We start from the raw sequence: 19,855 nt of genomic DNA on the forward strand, positions 1-19,855 counted from the left end.
GCCGCCACGCGGGACCGCGGCGGTCGACGGGCGGAACGGTCAGCCGGCGGTGCGCGCGCGACGCCGCGCGGCGAGCTCGTCGCCGGCCTGCACGGCCTCCGGGTCGTCCTGCTCGAGGGACTCGGTCGGCATCTGGGACAGGGTGCCCTCGATCTCGCGCCACACCCGTCCGACGGCGATGCCGAAGACGCCCTGCCCTCCCTGGACGAGGTCGACGACCTCGTCGGGAGAGGTGCACTCGTACACCGAGGCGCCGTCGCTCATCAGGGTGATCTGCGCCAGGTCCTCGACGCCGCGTTCGCGCAGGTGGGTCACCGCGGTGCGGATCTGCTGCAGCGAGACGCCGGTGTCGAGCAGCCGCTTGACGATCTTGAGCACGAGCACGTCGCGGAAGCTGTACAGCCGGTGGGTCCCCGACCCGGTGGCGGCACGGATGGACGGCTCGACCAGCCCGGTGCGGGCCCAGTAGTCGAGCTGGCGGTAGGTGATGCCCACGACGCGGCAGGCCGTGGTCCCGCGGTAGCCGGTCCCGGCGTCCTGCTCCGTGAGGTCCTCGCCGAACAGGAGGCCCTGGGCGCCTGCCGGGGTGGGGTCGACCGAGGCGCTGGCCTCGCCACTGCTGTCCACTGTGCCTCCCGTGATGTCGCTTCCACGCTATGGCGGCCCCGGGGGGCCGTCAACGACGTCGCCTCCGGCGCACGCGGCGTGTCGCGGGCTGATGCCGAGCCGTGACCTGCGGTGCGGCCGCTCGGCATCGGCCGAGGGTGTGCTTCGAGGATACGCGCGTCCCGTCGTCGCCGGCCGCAGGGTCAGGGTGGCGTGTCGGGGCTCTCCTCCCCCTCCGGCGCCGTGAAGTCCTCGGGGTTGACGTGGTCGAGGAAGTCGCGGAACTTCTCGACCTCGCGCTGCTGGGCAAGGTCGACGACCTCCACGCCGGCGGCGGCCACGACCTCGGCCGAGCACAGCACCGGGCTGCCGGTGCGCACCGCCAGGGCGATCGCGTCCGACGCGCGCGAGTCGAGCCGGGTGCCGTTGGACAGCACGAGCTCGGCGAAGAAGATGCCACCGTCCAGGGCGACGATCTCGACCTGGTCGAGCTCGACACCGACGGCGGTGAGCAGGTCGCGCAGCAGGTCGTGGGTCATGGGTCGCGGGGTGGCCACGCCCGCCTGCGCCATGGCGATGGCCGAGGCCTCGCGGGCACCGATGACGATGGGGACGGCGAGCTCGGCGGAGGTGTCCAGGAGCAGCACGACGATCTCCTGGTCGTTCTGCTGCTGGCGCACCCCGAGCACCTCGACCGGCACCATGGGCGCCTGCGCGCCCTCGTCTCTGTCCACCTTCTCCACGGTACGACGACGCGGCGCCCTCCGCCGTGCCGGACGGCGCGTCAGGAGGTGGTCAGTCCGTGCCCTGGGTGCCCTGGCGGACCCAGGTGGTGTGCAGGCGGGCCAGCAGCTCGCCGAGCTCGGCGGCCAGGTCGGCGGCGGCCTCGGCACCGTTGCCGCGCTGCTGGCTGCGGTACGGGGCCACGGCCTGGTCGACGAGCGCGACGTGGCGGTCGGCCGAGGAGCGCAGCGGGCGCAGGTGGCGCGGCTCGATGCCGTGCTCGGTCAGGCGCTGCACGATGCGGACCACCTCGGCGGCCGAGCCGTCCAGGGCCCCGTCCGGGGTGGTGTGCAGCACGCCGGCGGTGACCAGGGACCGCACCAGCTCGGCGCTGGTGCCGGTCGTCTCGGCGACCGACTCCACGGTCCAGCGCCGCCGCGACTCCCCCGGCGCCCCGGCGGGGACGGCCAGGCGCGGCGAGGGTGCGGGCGCGGGCTCGCCGGCGTCCATGGCGGCGAGACGTTCCTTGATGACCTTCAGCGGCAGGTAGGAGTCGCGCTGCTCGGCCAGGACGAACCGCAGCCGCTCGACGTCGGCGGGGCTGTACTGCCGGTACCCGGCCGGGGTGCGCACCGGCGTGATGAGCCCCTGGTCCTCCAGGAAGCGCAGCTTGGAGTGCGACACGTGCGGGAAGTCTCCGCGCAGGTGGTTCAGCACGTCGGAGATGCGCATGCCGGCGTGCCGCGAGATGCCCCGCGGCCACGGCTCGGGCGCGTCGGGCTCCGGAGCCGAGGCAGCCCCGGAACCGGCTGTCACGACCCCGGCGCCTGGATGTCCCGGGGCGCCTGCGGGCTGGCGTGGAAGGACATGCGGAACTTGCCGATCTGGACCTCGTCACCGGTGGTGAGCACGGCCGCGTCGATCCGGTCCCGGTTGAGGTAGGTGCCGTTCAGCGAGCCGATGTCGCGCACGACGAAGCGGTCGCCCTCACGGACGAACTCGGCGTGCTTGCGGGAGACGGTGACGTCGTCGAGGAAGATGTCGGCGTGCTCGCTGCGGCCCGCCACGGTGCGGTCGGTGTCGAGCAGGAAGCGTTCGCCCACGGCGCCGGACCCGTACTGCACGACCAGCAGCGCGGAGTGCCGGGGCAGCGCGGACACGGCGGCCGACTCCTCGGCGGTCAGCGGGACGCGCGGGGTCTGCTCCTCCGTCGAGCCACCGATCCGGCCGAGGTGCGCGGTGGTGTCCACGCCGGCCTCGTGCGGCGGCTTGGAGCGCGGGTCCGTCATTCGTCCTCCTGCTGGATCACACGGTCGACGTGCACCGTCGTCCGCTCAACCTATCTTCTCACCACCCACGGACGGAAGCGGCCCTGCGGCCCGACGGGGGTGGTTCTACTCCTCGGGGCGCTGCGGCGTCGCGTACTGCGGTTCGCTCGGTACCCGCACGGCGGAGATCTCGACCTCGTCGCGCTCCACGGTGGTGGCCTCCGCCCCGTCGTTGCGCACGGCGGCCAGCGCACCGCCGGGGATCTCCAGCGCCGGAGTCAACGTCGCCGGGTCGCCGATGACCTGCCACCGGTAGGGCGGCTCGATCAGCCGGCCGTCGACGATGACGCCGCCCTCGCCGTCCATGAACCACGTGGACGTCACCAGCCGCACGTCGTTGACGGCCACGACCTCCGCGCCGGCGTTGCGCAGCTCCTCGAGCATGTTGAACAGCTTCGACGCCGCCAGCACGCGCTGCGGGTCGCTGATGCGGATCTCCAGGCCCGGCCCGACGGCGGGCAGCCGGCCCGACAGGATGCCCTCCGACGTCGCGCGGTTCTCGGCCAGCTCCAGGGCGGCCTGGGCCTGCCCGGTGCCCGAGGCCAGCTCGTCGCGCGTCCGGGTGAGGTCGGCCACCTCGTCGCCGAGCTGCTCGGCGCGCTGCGTCACCTCGTCCAGCAGACGCACCAGGTCGTCCTGGCGGGCCGAGGACAACGGGTCCTGGGAGGACTGCTGGACCTGGACCACGAGCGCGAAGCCCAGGGCCGCGCACAGCACCGCCGCCAGCAGCTGGGACCGGTTGCCGCGCGGGTGCATGGCCTCGCCGAGCGCACGCCACCCGGTGGCCGGGGTCGCTGCCTGCTCGGCGTCGGCGGGCTCGTCCGCGTCCGCGGACTCGTGGGCGTCCTGCTCAGCAGGCGCTCCCCGCTCGTCCTCCGGCCGCTCGTCCTCGGGCTGCTCGTCCTCGGGAGCGCTCGCGGCGGCGTCCTCCGGCCGCTCGTCCTCGGGCTGCTCGTCCTCGGGAGCGCTCGCGGCGGCGTCCTCCGGCGAGGCGTGCTCGGGCGGGGTGTCCTCGAGCTCGGAGATCCCGGTGTCGGCCCCGTCGGTGTCCCCCGCAGGCGCCTCGGGGGCGTCCGCGGCCTGCGCCGGTGCGCGGTCCTCCAGGCGCTCCACGGGGACCGACCGGTCCAGCGGGTCCACGGCCGGCTGCGGCCCGTCCGCGACCTCGGGCGCCTCCGGGGTGTCCTCGCGCGGCTCCACCGGCTCCTCGCGCTCGTCCTTGTCGTTCATCCTCACGCCTTGAACAGGTGCCGTCGGATCGCGGCCGCGTTCGAGAAGATCCGGATACCCAGCACGACCACCACCGCGGTCGACAGCTGCGACCCAACCCCGAGCTGGTCGCCCAGGAACACGATGAACGCCGCCACCAGCACGTTGGACAGGAACGAGACCACGAAGACCTTGTCGTCGAACATCCCGTCCAGCTTGGCGCGCAGACCACCGAACAACGCGTCCAGCGCCGCCACCACCGCGATGGGCAGGTACGGCTGCAGAGCCACCGGCACGGTCGGCTCCAGCAGCAGACCGGCCACCACGCCGATCACGAGCCCGACGACGGCGATCATGAGTTCCCCTCCTGGTCTGCGTCCGGACCCACCGGCTCCGCGTACCGCAACAACTGGCTGCCCACGCCGGGCAGGTCCAACGAGTCCGCCGTCGAGACCGACGACGCGATGCCGTACTGGGACGACAGCAGCTGGGTGTAGGCCGGCGCGTCGGTCCGAGCGTACGCGGTCTGCATCGCCTCGGGGTCACCGATCGCCCGCACCTCGTAGCTCGGTCCCGGCAGCGGCACCAGGTCGACCATGATCGCCTGACCGGCGTGCCGGATCGCCGACACCGACGTCAGGCGCTCGCCGCCGACGCTGATGGCCTCGGCGCCCGAGGCCCACAGCGCGTTCACCACCCGCTGCAGGTCCACGGCCTGCACCGGCGCCGACGACGCCGTGCCGTCCGGCGTCGTGCCCGCGGCGCCGTCGCTGAGCGTCACCACCAGCCCGGGCCCGGAGACGGGCACCGACCCGGTCGTCACCCCGTCCAGCCGCACCCGGTCCAGCAGCTCGGCGTCCTGCGCCGCCAGCGCCTCCTCGTTCAGCGTCGCGATCTCCGCCGACAACGAGGCCGACCGCTCCCGCAGGTCGTCGGCGATCGCCTGGCGCTCGGTGATCTCCTCCTCGAGCACCTCGCGGGCGGAGACACCCTCCACCGGCGCTCGCAGCTGCTGCGCGGCGGCGACCGTCATCAGCCCCAGCAGCACCGCCACCAGACCGAGCAGGAGCCAGGTCGCACGGCTCGGGCGCTCGCCGGCCGCCCGGCGCTCGGCCGCCTGCGCGTACCCGGGGTCCAGCGGGCGCTCCATCACCTCGACCAGCAGCGTCATCGACTCGTCAGGGCGCCGCTGCGTCGGAACACTCATGCCGCACCCTCCGTCTGCGCGTCGTCTCGGTCGTCGTCCACCAGCCGGCGCACATGACGCACGTACTGCAGACCTGCCCACCAGTACAGGCCGATGCCCCACCAGGCGAAGGCCCAGCCGACCACGTGCGCCACCGCACCGACGCCACCGGGCATCGAGGCCAGCAGCAGCAGCGGGAACGCGTACAGCAGGGCGAACGTGCCGGCCTTGCCGACGAAGGTCACCGGCACCGGACCGTACCCCCGGCGTGCCAGCGGCCGCACCAGGAAGGCCAGCATGACGTCGCGCGACACGATGACGGCCAGCACCCACCACGGGATGACCTCGCGCCACGCCAGGCCGATCAGGGTCACCAGGATGAACAGCCGGTCGGCGGCCGGGTCGAGCATCTGACCCAGCTTCGTCACCTGGTTCAGACGACGCGCCAGTACGCCGTCGAGCCAGTCCGTCGCCCCGGACACGGCCAGCACCACCAGCGCCCACACGTCCTCGCCCGTGACGATGAGGACCGCGAACACCGGGACCAGCGCCAGCCGGAGCATGCTGACGACGTTCGGCACCGTCCACACCGCCGAGTCGGCCTGCCGACCTGCCTGCACGTTCACCGCCTGCGTCCACCGGGCTGCTACCCCGCACATCCTACGCACCGGCGGCCACCGCACGACGTAGTGGGCAAACTCACCGGACCGGGCACTGCCCACGGCGAGCCCCTCCCCGTAGCATGGAGGGACATCCTTCGGAGTTCGTCGTCTTCCCGCGTGTTCAAGGGTCCCGTCATCAGCGGCGGGGCAGGTGTGTGTCCGGGACCGAGCGACCGCCTCGCCGTCACGGCGACGCAGGACTCCCCCGCACCCGACGAACGGTCATCGCTCATGAGCACCCCTGACTCCACGCTGCCCACCGACGCCCAGCCCACCTTCCGCGACCTCGGCCTGCCTGCGCCGCTGCAGAGCGCCGTCGACGACCTGGGCTTCACCACGCCCTCGCCCATCCAGGCCGAGGCCGTCCCCGCGCTCCTCGCCGGCCGCGACATCACCGGTGTCGCCCAGACGGGCACCGGCAAGACCGCCGCCTTCGGCCTGCCCCTGCTGGCCGCCCTCGACGCCGACGCCGACGTCTCCCGCGGCCACGTGCAGGCGCTCGTGCTCGCCCCCACCCGCGAGCTCGCCATGCAGGTCGCCGAGGCCGTCGAGTCCTTCGCCACCCACCTGCCCGGCGTGCAGGTCCTGCCCGTCTACGGCGGGGCCCCCTACCAGCCGCAGCAGCGCGCCCTGCGCGACGGCGTCCACGTCGTCGTCGGCACCCCCGGCCGCGTCATGGACCACCTCGACCGCGGCGCGCTCCACCTCGACACCGTGAAGTTCCTCGTCCTGGACGAGGCCGACGAGATGCTGCGCATGGGCTTCGCCGAGGACGTCGAGACCATCTTCGGCCAGGCACCCGCCGAGCGGCAGGTGGCCCTGTTCTCCGCCACCATGCCGCCTGCCATCCGCCAGGTCGCCGACACCCACCTCACCGACCCCGTGCAGATCGCCGTCAGCCGGCAGTCCAGCACCGTCACCACCGTCGAGCAGACCTACGCCGTGGTGCCGTTCCGCCACAAGGTCGGCTCCCTGGTCCGCGTCCTGGCCACCTCCGACGCCGACGCCACCATCGTCTTCACCCGCACCCGTGCGGCCGCCGAGGAGGTCGGCGTCGCCCTGGTCGAGCGCGGCGTCTCCGCCGCCACCATCTCCGGCGACGTCGCCCAGAAGGAGCGCGAGAAGATCGTCGAGCGGCTGCGCAGCGGCGCCCTCGACGTCCTGGTCGCCACCGACGTCGCCGCCCGCGGTCTCGACGTCGACCGCATCGGTCTCGTCGTCAACTTCGACCTGCCCCGCGAGGCCGAGGCCTATGTCCACCGGATCGGCCGCACCGGCCGCGCCGGCCGCACCGGCAAGGCCCTGTCCTTCGTGACCCCCCACGAGCGCGGCAAGCTCAAGCACATCGAGCGCACCATCCGCACCCGCCTCGTCGAGGCCGAGATCCCCTCCCCCCGGGACGTCTCCGCCCACCGGGCACGCACCATCCTGTCCACGGTGCCCACGCGCCTCGAGGCCGGCCGGCTCGACCTGTACACGCAGCTCCTCACCGAGCACCTGACGCCCGGCGAGGACGGCACCACGCCCGACCCCACCCAGGTCGCGGCCGCCCTGCTGGCGCTCGCGGTGGGCGACGACGGTCCGCAGCACCTCGCCGCCCAGGCCGAGCACGAGAAGGAGCGCGCCGAGGTCAAGGGCGGTCGCACCCGTGAGACGAAGCGCGCCGAGCGCTCGGACCGCGACGGCGACCGCACCCGGCGCCACCCCCGCGCCGACCGCGACGGGGACCGCCCCCGCGGTATCCGCCGTGCGGCCGAGGGCACCCGCTACCGGGTCGCCGTCGGCCACGCCCACGGCGCCCAGCCCCGCGGCATCGTCGGTGCGCTGACGAACGAGGGCGGCCTGCGTGGTGCCGACATCGGCAAGATCGACATCTTCGGCAGCTTCTCGCTGGTCGACATCACCAAGCCGCTCGACGACGCGGCCATGAACAAGATCGGCCGGGCCAACGTGGCCGGCCGCCAGCTGCGCATCGCTCCGGACAAGGGTGCGCCGCAGGCTCGCGCCCCGCGCAGCGAGCGTCGCCCGGCGCACACGGCCTGACGACGAGGCGCCCGGCGTCAGTCGACGTCGGGCGCCTCGCCCAGCCGCTGCACGAGGGACTGCAGCCGACGCGCCTCGGCCATGCCCCGTTCACCGTCGGCGCGCTGGATCGCCATGACGGCGAGCGTGCCACCGTCGGCCAGGTCCAGGACGACCCACGGGTCGTTCGGAGTCATGCGCACGGCGACGATCTCCGGCCAGGCGACCCGCCGGGTGCGCACGACGTTGCGGACGGTCAGACCGTCGTCGTCGGGCCGGGCGTGCACGCCGCCCAGCCGCCAGAGCAGCCAGACGACGAACACGGCGAAGAGGACGAACGTCAGCCGGGTGCCCTCCCCCAGGAGGACTCCCGTCGGTGCGAAGAGCCCGACCAGCAGGCTGCCTCCGGCCGCGACGGCACCGGTGATCGCCACCGACACCCTCGCCCAGAACGGACGGAACGTGCGGTACGCGGGCCCGGTGCCGTCGTCGGACATCGGGTCAGAGGCGCGAGGCGAGGATCGAGGTCACCAGGATCCCGCGGGCGCCCACCTCGTAGAGGGCGTCCATCACCCGGTTGGTGTCGGCGCGACGCACCATGGACCGCACGGCGGCCGAGTGGCCGTTGTGCAGCGGGGACACGGTGGGCGACTCGAAGCCCGGCGTGACGGCGACCGCGGCGTCGACGAGCTCCATCGGCACGTCGTAGTCCAGCAGGACGTACTCGCGGGCGGTGATCACGCCCTGCAGACGGCGGGTCAGGACGTCGAGGCCGACGGGCTCGTCCTGGTGGGCGTGCCGGATCATCACCGCCTCGGAGCGCAGGATCGGCTCGCCGAAGACCTCCATGCCCGCGGCACGCAGCGTGCTGCCCGTCTCGACGACGTCGGCGATGACGTCCGCGACGCCGAGCCGGACCGAGCTCTCCACCGCACCGTCCAGGTGGACGATCGCCGACGGTTCGATGCCCTGACGGGCCAGGTAGCCCGCGACGAGCGTCGTGTACGACGACGCGACGCGCTTGCCGGCGATGTCCTCGACCTGGGTCGCGCTGCCCGCCGGCGCGGCGAAGCGGAAGGTGGAGCCGGCGAACCCGAGCGGCAGGTGCTCGACCGCCTCGGCGCCGGAGTCCAGCAGCAGGTCGCGGCCGGTGATCCCGACGTCGACGGTGCCGGCACCGACGTAGACGGCCACGTCGCGAGGACGCAGGAAGAAGAACTCGACGTCGTTGTCGACGTCGGTGAGCACCAGCTCACGGTTGTCACGGCGCTGGCGGTAGCCCGCCTCGCGCAGCATCTCGGTGGCGGGCGTGGACAGCGAACCCTTGTTGGGGACGGCGATGCGGAGCAACGGTTTACCTCGTTCTGGGACGGAGCGGCAGGAAGACGTCGGAGCGCGCTGCCCGGGTGCGCGGGAGCACCCGAGGGCGCTCACAGATGGTCGTAGACGTCCTCCAGCGTGAGCCCCTTGGCCAGCATCAGCACCTGCAGGTGGTAGAGCAGCTGCGAGATCTCCTCGGCGGCCGCCTCGTCGGACTCGTGCTCGGCCGCCATCCAGACCTCGGCGGCCTCCTCCACGATCTTCTTGCCGATCGCATGGACGCCGGCGTCCAGCTGCGCGACGGTCCCCGACCCGGCGGGACGGGACTCGGCCTTGGCTGACAGCTCGGCGAACAGGGAGTCGAAGGTCTTCACACCCCCAGCCTAGACGGCGGGTCCCTGGCGTCCTTGCCTCGTTCCGTCGTGTGGACGGTGAGGTGCGTCATCAGGGTGCTTGGCACACTATTTTTCAGGATGCGGCGATCACCGACGACAGGCGTCGGTGCCCCGACGCCTCTCAGTGGGTGTGCTGGTCCGCCATCGCCCGCAGCGTCTCGATCTCGGCCGGGACGTCGTCCGCCCCGTAGACCGCGGAGCCGGCCACGAAGACGTTCGCCCCGGCCTCGGCGGCCCGCTCGATCGTGGAGCGGGACACTCCCCCGTCGACCTGGATGTGCACGTCGAGGTCCTGCTCGCTGATCGCCGCCCGGGCGCGGCGGATCTTGGGCAGCGTGCCGTCGATGAACGACTGGCCGCCGAACCCGGGCTCGACCGTCATGACGAGGATCATGTCGACCTCGGCGAGCAGGTCGAGGTAGGGCTCGACGGGCGTCGCCGGACGCAGCGCCACCCCGGCACGCGCACCCAGGCGGCGCAGCTCGCGGGCGAGGCGCACCGGAGCCTGGGCCGCCTCGGCATGGAAGGTCACCGACGCCGCACCCGCCTCGGCGTACGCCGGCGCCCAGCGGTCGGGGTCGGCGATCATCAGGTGGCCGTCCACCGGCACCGGGGAGACCTCCACGAGCCGCTCGAAGACCGGCAGGCCGAGCGTCAGGTTCGGCACGAAGTGGTAGTCCATGACGTCGACGTGCGCGGCGTCCGCCGTCGCGATGGCGTGCAGGTCGCGCTCGAGGTTCGCGAAGTCGGCCGACAGGATGCTGGGGTGGATCAGCGCAGGCATGGGCACAGCCTAGGACGCCCACGGTCTACGCTCGCCCCGTGGCTGCCCTCCCCTCCCCCGACGACGCCTCCACGACGGTGATGCGCCCGCACGTGCGGCGCGCCACGGCGGCCGATCTCGACGCCGTCGCCGCGGTCCTCGCCCCGTACGTGGCGCGCACCGCCGTCACGTTCGACGAGCAGCCGCCGACCGACGCCGACTGGCGCGGCCGTCTGGCCGAGGCCGACGCCCGCGGCCTGCCCTTCCTCGTCGCCGAGCTCGACGGCGGGGTGGTCGGCTACGCCTACGCCGCGCCGTGGCGCCCGAAGGCCGCGTACCGCGACACGGTCGAGGACACGATCTACCTGACCCCGTCGGCGCAGGGCCGCGGCGTCGGGACGCGGCTGCTGTCGGCGCTGCTGGACGCCTGCACGGTCGCCGGCGTGCGCCAGGTGATCGCCGTGGTCGCCGACGACCCGGCGGCCGCCGGGTCGGTGCCGCTGCACCGCCGGCTCGGGTTCGAGGTCGTCGGCGTGCTGCGCGACGTGGGGCGCAAGCACGGCCGGGACGTCAGCACGATGCTGATGCAGCGCACGCTGCACTGACAGTCGCCGAGGGCCGACCGGGTCAGGACAGATCGCCGCGCAGCGCGTCGGTGCGCGCCTGCACGGTGCGCCACGCCGCCGCTCCCACACCCGGGTGCACGTCCCGGTCGATCTCGGCCAGCGCCGTGCGCAGGTCGTCGAGCGTGGTGGTGACGACGCGCGTCGCCCGGCGGCGCGGCAGGCCCCACGAGACGCCCTCGTCCACGAGGTCGGTGCCGGTGATCGCGTCCATGTCCCGGCGTCCGACGATGTCCATCGCGAAGATCCGCGAGGCGTGGTCGTGGTGCAGGTGCATGGAGATGTCGTACGCCGGCGCCAGCGAGACCGTGCCGTCGGCCCGGCGCAGCATGGAGACGTTCTTGGCGTGGGCGTCGGTGTTGCCGAGGGCCAGGTTCAGCGTGGTCAGGGCGAGCAGGCGGTCCGGGCGGGTGCCGTCGTCGCGCAGCACCTGGGCGATCGCCTGCAACGAGGGGATCGACCGGCCGTGCTGGAACTTGCGCTCGGGGTCACGGGTGTTGATCCCGAGCGCCTGGGCGGCGTCCTCCTGGTGGATGCGGCGCAGCCCGCCGGGGGCGTCGTCGTCGGGCACGCGGTCGTAGCGGGACACCACGAGGCAGCGCACGTCCTCGAACGTCTCGACGTGCGCCTGGATCGTGGTGAGCCCGAGGCGTCGTGCGAGGTCGAGGGCGGCCGCCTCGGTGTCCACGAGGTCGGCCGTCGGCGAGTCGGCGTCGCGGGCCACCTTGAGGATGTGCGTGGTCGCCTCGTCGGGCGCGGCGCGCCACCAGGCGCCCTCGTCGCGCACGAGCCCGATCTTCGGCTCCATCCCGGGCAACGAGCTCGTGAGGCGCTGGCTGCGCGCCTGTCCCCCGGCGCGGGCGATGCTCGCGCGCAGCAGGTCCGCGACACCGGCGTCGTCGAGGCGCACCGCTTCACGGTCGTGTTCTCGCGGTTCGACCCCCACGGCGACGAACCGGAGTGCTCCGACGGTGTCCCCGCCGTAGGCGCCGAAGAAGCCCACCGGGTCGTCCGGGTCGACGCCGGCGTCCATGGCCATGTGGTCACGGACGCGCCCCTCGGGCATCAGCCCGTCGAGCCAGGCGGTCACCCGCGCCGGCGCGGGCGCACCGTCGGGATCCATCGGCAGCAGGTGGGACAGGACCCGCGAGCCGTACCCCCAGCGGTCGACGGCGCCCGGGTCCCACGTCAGCTCCACGCGCGGGGCGCCGCGACCGGTGTCCCGCGCGGAGAACCGGGCGATGCGTGTGCCGTAGAGCCACGCGTCCAGCTCAGGCGCGGTCATCGCTGCCCCGCTGCTCGAGACGGACCTCGATCCCCAGCTCGTCGAACATCTCGAAGAGCCGCGTGATGTAGAGGTTTCCGACGCCGGACTCGACCTCGGAGACGTACTGGCGCGTCAGGCCGAGCTCGTCCGCGAGCGCCGCCTGGCTGAGTCCGTGCTGCTTGCGGGCTTGCTGGACGAAGCGGCCGAGGTCGCGGGGGCCGCGGGCGTGGGTCCAGCGGTCGGTGGTGTCCATACCGCCTCCGTTGTCAGGTTTTGCTGACCGGTGTTGCTGTCAGATTATCCCGACACCGCATCATGCGCAAGGAATTCCTGGCACCCGTCGATCCTCAGGCCGCTCGCCGCAGCAGCGTCAGGTGCATGGCGTCCGTGCCGTGCACGTGCGGCCAGAGCTGGACGTCCAGGCCGTCCGCGCCGCCGTCGTCGGCCCCGAGGTCGATCTGCGCCCCGGGCACGAGCACGTCGCGCACGGCCGCCCGGGCGTCGATCCGCTCGACGTCGTCGCGGCGGCGCAGCACGTCGTCGACGACGAGCCGGGTCTCGGCCAGGTGGGGCGAGCAGGTGACGTAGGCGACCACTCCCCCGGGCCGGACGGCGTCCAGGGCGGAGCCGAGCAGCTCGCCCTGCAGGCGCGTGAGCACCCCGAGGTCGGCGGGCGTACGTCGCCAGCGGGACTCGGGTCGCCGCCGCAGCGCGCCCAGCCCCGTGCAGGGGGCGTCGACCAGGACCCGGTCGTAGCCGCCGGGCTCCTCCGTGCCGAGCTCGCGCCCGTCGGAGGTGCGCACCTGCTCCACGACCCCCTCGAGGGCGGCACGCAACCCGCGGCGCACGAGGCGGGCGCGGTGCGGCTGCAGCTCGTTGGCCACCAGCCGGGCGTCCCGCTCGCCCGCGAGCGCCGCGAGGAGGGCGGCCTTGCCCCCGGGGCCGGCGCACAGGTCCAGCCAGCGCGCGTCGGGTCCGTCCAGGGCCACGGCGGCCAGGGCGAGGGTGACCAGCTGCGAGCCCTCGTCCTGGACACCGGCGCGGCCGTCGGCGACGGCGGGCAGGTCGGCGGGGTCGGTGCCGGCGGCGAGCACGCGCGCGGTGGGCGCCCAGGCACCGGGCTCCAGGCGCACCGCGTCCGGTGCGCCGTCGTCGAGCGCGTCCGCTGCGACGAGGCCGGGCCGGGCGACGAGGGTGACCCGCGGGGGCGTGTTGTCCGCCTCGAGCAGGTCGGCGATCTCGCCCGCGTCGCGGCCGTGCCCGTGCAGGGCCTCGCGCAGGGCGCGGGTGATCCACACCGGGTGCGAGCCGGTCCGGGCGAGCCCGGTCACGGCGTCGGGGGCGTCGGCCCGCAGGTCGTCGAGCCACTCCTCCAGCGGGCGGCGTCCGACGGCGCGCAGCACGGCGTTGACCATCTGGGCCGGTCCGGCCCCGACGCGGTCGCGGCACAGCCCCACGGTCTCGGACACCGCCGCGTGGGCGGGCACCCGCATGCCGAGCAGCTGGTGGGCGCCCAGGCGCAGCACGTCAAGCACCTCGGGGTCGAGCTGGTCCAGGGCGCGGCTGACGCAGCGCGCCAGGATCGCGTCGTAGCGGCCGCGCAGTCGCAGGGTGCCGTAGGCGAGCTCGGTGGCGAACCCGGCGTCGCGGCCGCTCAGACCGCGTTCGCGCAGCAGCGGGGGCAGCACGAGGTTGGCGTAGGCGTCCGAGCCGTCCACCTCGCGCAGCACGTCGTAGGCGGCGGTGCGGGCCGGGTCGGTGGACCGGCGGCGCTGCGAGGGCGCCTGGCCGCTGCGGTGGCCCTGCCCGCGGCTGCGAGCGGCGCCGCGCTGGCGGCCGCGGTCGTTGCGGCGGTCGTCCCGGGGCTGGTCGCGTCCCGGGCGGTCGGCGCTCATCGGGCCCCTCCCAGCGGGGCGTCGGCCTCGACGACGACGCGTCCGGCGCCGCGCGCCCAGTCGGCCGCCGCCATGGGCTTCTTGCCCACGGGGCGTACCTCACCCAGCTCGACGGCGTGCGTGGCGGTGCCCACCAGCACCTCGGACTTGGAGGCCCGGACCTGTCCCGGGGACAGGTCGGCCACGTCGGGGCGCGGGCGCACCGGGCCGAGGCCGAGCCGCGCACCCGGCGTGCCGTCGTCGGCGTCGGGCAGGGTCGTCCACGCCCCCGGGGCCGGGGTGACCGCCCGGATGCGCCGGTCGACCGCGAGCGCCGGGGCGTCCCAGCGCACCAGGGCGTCCTCAGCGGTGATCTTCGGGGCGTAGGAGGCGCCGTCCGGGCTCTGGGGCTGCGGGGACAGGGTGCCGGCCTCCAGGGCGTCCAGCGTGGCCACGAGCAGCCCGGCACCGGAGGTGGCGAGACGGTCGAGCAGGTCGCCGGAGGTGTCGCGGGGCCGGATCGTCTCGGTGGAGGTGCCCAGCACCGGGCCGGTGTCCATGCCGTCGTCGAGCAGGAACGTGGTGGCGCCGGTGACCTCGTCGCCGGCGAGGACCGCGTGCTGGACGGGGGCGGCGCCGCGCCAGGCGGGCAGCACCGAGAAGTGCAGGTTGACCCAGCCCAGGCGCGGCACGGCGAGCACGTCGGGGCGCAGCAGGTGGCCGTAGGCGACCACGGGGGCGGCGTCCACCTCGAGGTCGCGCAGCCGGGCCACGAAGTCCTCGCCGCGCGGGACGTCGGTGATCACCTCGATGCCGGCCTCCTCGGCGGCGACGCGCACCGGGCTCGGCACGAGCCGGCGCCCGCGACCGGCGCGGGCGTCGGCGCGGGTCAGCACGGCGACGACCTCGTGGTCGGAGTCGATCAGTGCCTTCAGGGCGGGCACGGCGGGTTCGGGGGTTCCGGCAAACAGCAGACGCACCGTGCAAGTCTAGGGCGGGGCGGCACAGGGAGAGGGCATGGCGCGTGAGCACCGCCGCGAGGGCGCGGCGAGCGGGACGAGGATCACGCCGGCGGCGGTCGGGCTCGTGGGCGTCGTGCTCGTGGCGGGTGCGTGCTCCGGACCCGAGGAGGCGTTCGCCGAGCCGATGGCGGAGCACGCCCTGTTCGACGACGTCGCGTTCTCGCCGACGTCCCTCACCGCCACGCTCCCCCAGGTGACCTACCGCGACGGCTCGTCCGCCACGACGTTCTCGGACCTCGTCGTGGCCGGCGAGATCACCGGTTGGCAGCGCGGGCGGGCCACCGACTGGTCCACGGACGGCGGGCGCGAGGTCGCCTGGTCCGGCGACGCCGACAGCCGCGAGGTCGTCGTGGCACTGGAGGTCGACGAGGTCGTGGCGGCAGGGGACGACGACCTGGACGGCGTCGACGTCGCGCCCGGGGACACGATCGAGGTGGTGGCCACGCTGGGCGGGGACGCCGACGCCGCGGGCGACGCGCTGGCCGGGCTCGGCGACGTCGTCGTCCTGGTCGCCCACGGTCCCGGGGAGCACCGGGACGAGTGGTGGGTCGGCCTGGGCGGGATCCTGCTCGGCGACCTGGACGACGGCGACCTCACCTGGCCCGTGCTCGAGGCCGCCGGTGGGGACCTCGATGTGCGCGACGACGTCGCCGACCTGGACGCGTTGCGTCGCGCCGCCGAGGCCGCCCCGCGGACGATCGCCGTCGGCGACTCCTGAGCCGGCGGGCGGCTCTCAGTCCGCCACGGGCAGCCCGAGGTCCGCGAGCGCCCGACGCAGCGCGGGCGTGCCGGTGAAGTGCACGGCGTGGAAGCCGACCTCCCGGGCGGCACGGACGTTGCGCAGCGTGTCGTCGACGAAGACGGTGCGGGCGGGGGCCACGTCGAAGCGCTCGGCGGCGAGGCGGAAGATCGCCGGGTCGGGTTTGGCCAGTCCGACGCGTCCGGAGACGAGCACGTCGCGCAGCAGCCCGATGGCGGGGGCGGCGGGCTCGGCGGCGTCGAAGGTGTCGGCGGCCCAGTTGGTCAGCCCGTACAGCGGCACCCCGGTGGCGTGCAGCTCGGCGACGAGCTCGGCCGACCCGGGCACGGGCCCTGCCGCCAGGGTGCCGGCGTAGTCGCGGGCGTACCGGGCCGCCATCGGGGCCAGCTCGGGCCGGGTGGCCTCCAGGTGGGCGACGGCCTCGGCCCAGGTGCGCCCGGCGTCCTGGGCGTGGTTGAAGGCCGGGAAGTCGACGGCGTCCATCCACCGGTCCACCTCGACCCGGTCGAGACCGGCGAAGGCACCGTACGGGTCCCAGCCGACCAGCACGTTGCCGAGGTCGTAGACCACGGCGTCCACGGCGGGGCGGGCGGCAGCGGGCATCAGAGCATCTCCTGGGGGTCGACCTGGACACGGACGGTGCCGCCCTCGCGGCGGGCGGAGCGCACGGCCAGCGAGGCGCGCAGCTGGGCGGCGAGCTCGGCACCGGCGGCCGGGGGCACGCGCACCACGACGCGCACGCGGGCCTCGAGACGGTCGTCGACGGGCAGCTCCACGGGTCCGAGCACCGTCTCGGGCGTGGCGAGCTCGACGCGGTCGACGACGGCGCGCACGGCGTCGGCGTCGCCGGTCACCGCGGCGATGCGCACGGCGGGCGGCAGGTCGAGCTCGCGGCGCTCGTCGAGCTCGCGCTCGGCCAGGCCGGCCGGGTCGAACCGCACCAGCGCGCCGGTGGGTGCGGGGGCGGCGTCCCCGACCAGCAGCACCTGACCGTCCGGTCCCGGGCGCACGAGCGCGGCCGCGGCGATCCAGCGGTGCAGGGCGCGGGTGGCCATCGCCAGGTCGGTGCCGGCCGTGGCGGTCGCGGCGTCGAGCAGCAGCGCGGCGGCGTACCCGTCCTCGGCCACGGGTTCGGCGCCCGGGGTGGCCACCACGAGTGCGGGGTCGGCGGCCACGCTCGCCAGGATGCCTCCGGGGGCCGAGGACGCCGAGACCCGCACGGGCACACCGGCGAATGCGCGGCCCAGCTCCTCGGCGGTGCGTTCGGACCCCACGCGCACGGCGCGCACCCGGTCGTGACCGCACTCCTCGCAGCGCCAGGCGCCCGCCAGGCGTCCGCACCAGGTGCACTGGGGGATGCCGCGCGCCCCGCGCAGGCCGAGCGGCCCGTGGCAGTGCGTGCAGCGGGCGGCGGTGCGGCAGGCGGCGCACGCCACCACCGGCAGGTAGCCGGTACGCGGCACCTGGACGAGCACCGGACCGCGCTCCAGGGCCGCCCGGGCGGTGCGCCAGGCAGCCGTGGGCAGCCGGGCGGCGGCGCCGGGCCCCTCGGCGGCGAGCTCGACCGACGTCAGGGCCCGCCCGCGCGGGGCGCGCGAGCGCACCACGTCGCGCGTCGCGGCGATCTCGGCCGCCCAGCCGCGCGCCAGCATCGCCTGGGCCTGCACGGTCCGGCCGGGCGAACCCAGCAGGAACCCGGCACCCTCGGCCTCGGAGCGCATCGCGAGGACCTCGCGGGCCGCCGGGTAGGGGGCGTGCGGCTCGTCGAGGGTCTCCTCGCCGTCGCCCCACAGCACGACCAGCCCCAGGTCCGGCACGGGGGCGAACATCGCCGCCCGGGTACCCACGATCACCGACGCCAGGCCGTGCCGGGCGTGCAGGAACGCGCGGTAGCGCGGTGCCGGACCGTCGTCGGCCTGCAGCCGGCGCACCGCGTCGACCCCGGCGGCCGCCAGCGCCGCGCACACGCGCTCGACGTCGCGGGCGTCCGGCGCCACGACCAGGGCGCGCCGTCCGCCGGCCAGGGTGGCGCGCACCGCCTCGGCGATCGCGGCGGCCCAGTGCGGGACGCGCGCCGTGGCCTCCTGCCCGGCGGGCGCCTGCAGCCCCGGCAGCGGGCTCCACACCGCCCGGGGGGCCTGGCCGCCCAGCAGGTGGCGGCAGAAGGCCTCCCCGGTGCGGTAGGGCGCCCACACGTCCGGCCAGCCCTCGCCGCCGGGGGGCGACGGCGGCGGCACCACGGGTGCGCCGGCCGTCGCCGACGCGGCAGCCCCGTCCTGCCCGGCGTCGTCGGCGTCGTCGGCGTCGGCCGTCTCGTCCGCCACGGCAGCCGCCTCGTCGGGGGCCGCGGCCCGCTCGGCCAGGTCGGCGAGCACCTCGGCCTCGACGCGGGCGTGCCGCGGCGGCACGGCCAGGCGCAGCACGTCGGCGACGGTGCCGGCGTAGCGGGCGGCGACCCGGCGGGCCAGGTCGAGCACCTCCGGGGTCAGCACCGGGTCGGGCGAGACGACGCGGCGCAGCGGCTGCAGCCGGCCCTCGTGCTCGGAGGTCGCGGCCCGGGCGACGACGAACCCGGCCACGTCCTGCGGGCCGAACCGGGTGCGCACCCGCACCCCGGGCACCGCGTCGTCGGCCAGCGCCGCCGGCACCAGGTAGTCGAACTCGCGGTCCAGGTGGGCCGGGGCCAGGTCGAGCACCACGCGGGCCACCGGGTCGACGGCGGCGGGCTCTCGGCCCGGCTTGCGCCCGGGTGCGCGGCCGCGGCGCGGGGCGGCCGGGACGTCGTCGAGCCCGAGCAGGGCGCCCTGCTCGGGCTCGTCGGGGGAGGTCACGGCGCTATGCCATCACACGACACCGACACCTCGCCGCCCTCAGACCGCGGCGCGCAGCGCCTCGACGCGGTCGGTGCGCTCCCAGGTGAACGCCTCCAGCTCGCGGCCGAAGTGGCCGTAGGCGGCCGTGGCGGCGTAGACGGGGCGCAGCAGGTCCAGGTCGTGGATGATCGCCGCCGGGCGCAGGTCGAAGACCTCGCGGATGGCGGCCTCGATCCGTGCCGGGTCGACGGTCTCGGTGCCGAACGTCTCGACGTAGAGCCCCACCGGCTGGGCCTTCCCGATCGCGTAGGCGACCTGCACCTCGCAGCGGCGCGCCAGACCCGCGGCGACGACGTTCTTGGCGACCCACCGCATCGCGTACGCGGCCGAGCGGTCCACCTTCGAGGGGTCCTTGCCGGAGAACGCCCCGCCGCCGTGACGGGCCATGCCGCCGTAGGTGTCCACGATGATCTTGCGGCCGGTCAGCCCGGCGTCGCCCTGCGGGCCGCCGATGACGAACTGCCCGGTGGGGTTGACGATGACGCGCACGTCGTCGGTGGTGATGCCGGAGGCCGAGGCGACCTGGGCCACCACGGGGTCGATGACGTGGGCGCGCATCTCCTGGGCGAGCTTGTCCTGCTCCAGGTCGGCGTCGTGCTGGGTGGACAGCACCACGGTGTCCAGGCTGACCGGCCGGTCGCCGTCGTAGCCGACGGTGACCTGCGTCTTGCCGTCCGGGCGCAGGCCGGAGACCTCGCCGGTGCGGCGCACCTCGGCCAGCCGCTCGGCGAGCCGGTGGGCCAGGAAGATCGGCAGCGGCATCAGCGACGGCGTCTCGTCGGTGGCGTAGCCGAACATCAGGCCCTGGTCGCCGGCGCCCTGGGCGTCGTACGGGTCGACGTCGGCGGCGTTGGTGCGCCGCTCCAGCGCCGTGTCCACGCCCTGGGCGATGTCGGGCGACTGCTGACCGATGGAGACCGACACCCCACACGAGTCGCCGTCGAACCCGATGGAGGACGAGGTGTAGCCGATGCCGCGCACCACCTCGCGCACGATCTGCGGGATCTCGACGTAGGCCTCGGTGGTGACCTCCCCGGCCACGTGCACCAGCCCGGTGGTGACCATCGTCTCCACGGCGACGCGCGAGCGCGGGTCCTGGGCGAGCAGCGCGTCCAGGATCGCGTCCGAGATCTGGTCGCACACCTTGTCCGGGTGGCCTTCGGTCACGGACTCGGACGTGAAGAGGCGCAGCGCATCGGTCATGGGGCCCAGCCTACGGTTC

Annotated in this window: 22 protein-coding genes; 3 read left to right on the forward strand and 19 right to left on the reverse strand. The window is 74.9% G+C overall.

What is annotated here, in order from left to right; genetic code table 11:
- Positions 1-39: 39 nt before the first annotated feature.
- From PO879_RS08415 to PO879_RS08450, 8 genes are all read right to left on the reverse strand, one after another.
- Positions 40-627, reverse strand: coding sequence for a MerR family transcriptional regulator (locus PO879_RS08415; protein WP_278234467.1), 588 nt, complete (start codon positions 625-627; stop codon positions 40-42).
- A 182-nt stretch (positions 628-809) separates the two neighbouring features.
- On the reverse strand, positions 810-1,310 hold the full coding sequence (locus PO879_RS08420; RefSeq protein WP_278237490.1) for a bifunctional nuclease family protein: 501 nt from the start codon (positions 1,308-1,310) through the stop codon (positions 810-812).
- A 91-nt stretch (positions 1,311-1,401) separates the two neighbouring features.
- A complete protein-coding gene (locus PO879_RS08425; RefSeq protein WP_278234468.1) occupies positions 1,402-2,061 on the reverse strand; it encodes a MerR family transcriptional regulator in 660 nt (219 codons plus the stop codon).
- An 80-nt stretch (positions 2,062-2,141) separates the two neighbouring features.
- Positions 2,142-2,618, reverse strand: coding sequence for an FHA domain-containing protein (locus tag PO879_RS08430; protein WP_278234469.1), 477 nt, complete (start codon positions 2,616-2,618; stop codon positions 2,142-2,144).
- 105 nt (positions 2,619-2,723) lie between these two features.
- Positions 2,724-3,887 carry a DUF881 domain-containing protein gene (locus PO879_RS08435; RefSeq protein WP_278234470.1) on the reverse strand — a complete coding sequence of 388 codons (1,164 nt, stop codon included), beginning with the start codon at positions 3,885-3,887 and terminating at the stop codon, positions 2,724-2,726.
- Between the two features lie 2 nt (positions 3,888-3,889).
- On the reverse strand, positions 3,890-4,222 hold the full coding sequence (locus PO879_RS08440) for a small basic family protein (RefSeq protein WP_278234471.1): 333 nt from the start codon (positions 4,220-4,222) through the stop codon (positions 3,890-3,892).
- A complete protein-coding gene (locus PO879_RS08445; RefSeq protein WP_278234472.1) occupies positions 4,219-5,073 on the reverse strand; it encodes a DUF881 domain-containing protein in 855 nt (284 codons plus the stop codon). Before PO879_RS08445 ends, PO879_RS08440 begins: the two co-directional genes overlap by 4 nt.
- A complete protein-coding gene (locus tag PO879_RS08450; protein WP_278237491.1) occupies positions 5,070-5,672 on the reverse strand; it encodes a CDP-alcohol phosphatidyltransferase family protein in 603 nt (200 codons plus the stop codon). Before PO879_RS08450 ends, PO879_RS08445 begins: the two co-directional genes overlap by 4 nt.
- Before the next feature lie 273 nt (positions 5,673-5,945).
- On the opposite strand from PO879_RS08450, the gene PO879_RS08455 reads away from it, so the two are divergent.
- Complete coding sequence (locus tag PO879_RS08455) at positions 5,946-7,757, forward strand: DEAD/DEAH box helicase (RefSeq protein ID WP_278234473.1); 1,812 nt, start codon at positions 5,946-5,948, stop codon at positions 7,755-7,757.
- A gap of 17 nt (positions 7,758-7,774) precedes the next feature.
- Here the strand turns inward: PO879_RS08455 and PO879_RS08460 are convergent, their stop codons facing one another.
- The 4 genes from PO879_RS08460 to rpe all read right to left on the reverse strand — a co-directional run bounded on the left by PO879_RS08460 (position 7,775) and on the right by rpe (position 10,235).
- Entirely contained in the window at positions 7,775-8,233 is a 459-nt protein-coding gene (locus PO879_RS08460) for a PH domain-containing protein (RefSeq protein ID WP_278234474.1), read from the reverse strand.
- A gap of 4 nt (positions 8,234-8,237) precedes the next feature.
- Positions 8,238-9,086, reverse strand: coding sequence for an ATP phosphoribosyltransferase (gene hisG / locus PO879_RS08465; RefSeq protein ID WP_278234475.1), 849 nt, complete (start codon positions 9,084-9,086; stop codon positions 8,238-8,240).
- An 80-nt stretch (positions 9,087-9,166) separates the two neighbouring features.
- A complete protein-coding gene (locus tag PO879_RS08470) occupies positions 9,167-9,430 on the reverse strand; it encodes a phosphoribosyl-ATP diphosphatase (protein WP_171245821.1) in 264 nt (87 codons plus the stop codon).
- A gap of 142 nt (positions 9,431-9,572) precedes the next feature.
- Positions 9,573-10,235 (reverse strand): ribulose-phosphate 3-epimerase, encoded by a 663-nt coding sequence (rpe, locus tag PO879_RS08475; RefSeq protein ID WP_278234476.1) that lies wholly within the window; start codon positions 10,233-10,235, stop codon positions 9,573-9,575.
- Between the two features lie 38 nt (positions 10,236-10,273).
- Here rpe and PO879_RS08480 point away from each other — a divergent pair, with 38 nt between their 5' ends.
- Positions 10,274-10,819 (forward strand): GNAT family N-acetyltransferase, encoded by a 546-nt coding sequence (locus PO879_RS08480; RefSeq protein WP_278234477.1) that lies wholly within the window; start codon positions 10,274-10,276, stop codon positions 10,817-10,819.
- Positions 10,820-10,841: 22 nt separating this feature from the next.
- Here the strand turns inward: PO879_RS08480 and PO879_RS08485 are convergent, their stop codons facing one another.
- From PO879_RS08485 to fmt, 4 genes are all read right to left on the reverse strand, one after another.
- Positions 10,842-12,122, reverse strand: a complete 1,281-nt coding sequence (locus PO879_RS08485; protein ID WP_278234478.1) for a HipA domain-containing protein — start codon at positions 12,120-12,122, stop codon at positions 10,842-10,844.
- Entirely contained in the window at positions 12,109-12,357 is a 249-nt protein-coding gene (locus PO879_RS08490) for a helix-turn-helix transcriptional regulator (protein ID WP_278234479.1), read from the reverse strand. Before PO879_RS08490 ends, PO879_RS08485 begins: the two co-directional genes overlap by 14 nt.
- A 94-nt stretch (positions 12,358-12,451) precedes the next feature.
- Positions 12,452-13,999, reverse strand: a complete 1,548-nt coding sequence (locus tag PO879_RS08495) for a transcription antitermination factor NusB (RefSeq protein WP_278234480.1) — start codon at positions 13,997-13,999, stop codon at positions 12,452-12,454.
- The gene (gene fmt / locus PO879_RS08500; RefSeq protein WP_278234481.1) at positions 13,996-14,958 is read right to left on the reverse strand and encodes a methionyl-tRNA formyltransferase; all 963 of its coding nucleotides are present in this window, start codon (positions 14,956-14,958) and stop codon (positions 13,996-13,998) included. Before fmt ends, PO879_RS08495 begins: the two co-directional genes overlap by 4 nt.
- A gap of 37 nt (positions 14,959-14,995) precedes the next feature.
- On the opposite strand from fmt, the gene PO879_RS08505 reads away from it, so the two are divergent.
- Positions 14,996-15,718 (forward strand): hypothetical protein, encoded by a 723-nt coding sequence (locus PO879_RS08505; protein WP_278234482.1) that lies wholly within the window; start codon positions 14,996-14,998, stop codon positions 15,716-15,718.
- 15 nt (positions 15,719-15,733) lie between these two features.
- Here the strand turns inward: PO879_RS08505 and PO879_RS08510 are convergent, their stop codons facing one another.
- From PO879_RS08510 to metK, 3 genes are read right to left on the reverse strand one after another with little or no spacing between them, the layout of a single operon-like run.
- Positions 15,734-16,363: an HAD family phosphatase gene (locus PO879_RS08510; protein WP_278234483.1), complete on the reverse strand. Its 630-nt coding sequence runs from the start codon at positions 16,361-16,363 to the stop codon at positions 15,734-15,736.
- A complete protein-coding gene (locus tag PO879_RS08515; protein WP_278234484.1) occupies positions 16,363-18,591 on the reverse strand; it encodes a primosomal protein N' in 2,229 nt (742 codons plus the stop codon). Before PO879_RS08515 ends, PO879_RS08510 begins: the two co-directional genes overlap by 1 nt.
- 39 nt (positions 18,592-18,630) lie before the next feature.
- Entirely contained in the window at positions 18,631-19,836 is a 1,206-nt protein-coding gene (gene metK / locus PO879_RS08520) for a methionine adenosyltransferase (RefSeq protein WP_278234485.1), read from the reverse strand.
- Between the last annotated feature and the right edge of the window lie 19 nt (positions 19,837-19,855).

Origin of the sequence: Isoptericola sp. AK164 (assembly GCF_029643425.1) — a bacterium.
GTDB classification, from domain to species: Bacteria; Actinomycetota; Actinomycetes; order Actinomycetales; family Cellulomonadaceae; genus Isoptericola; species Isoptericola haloaureus.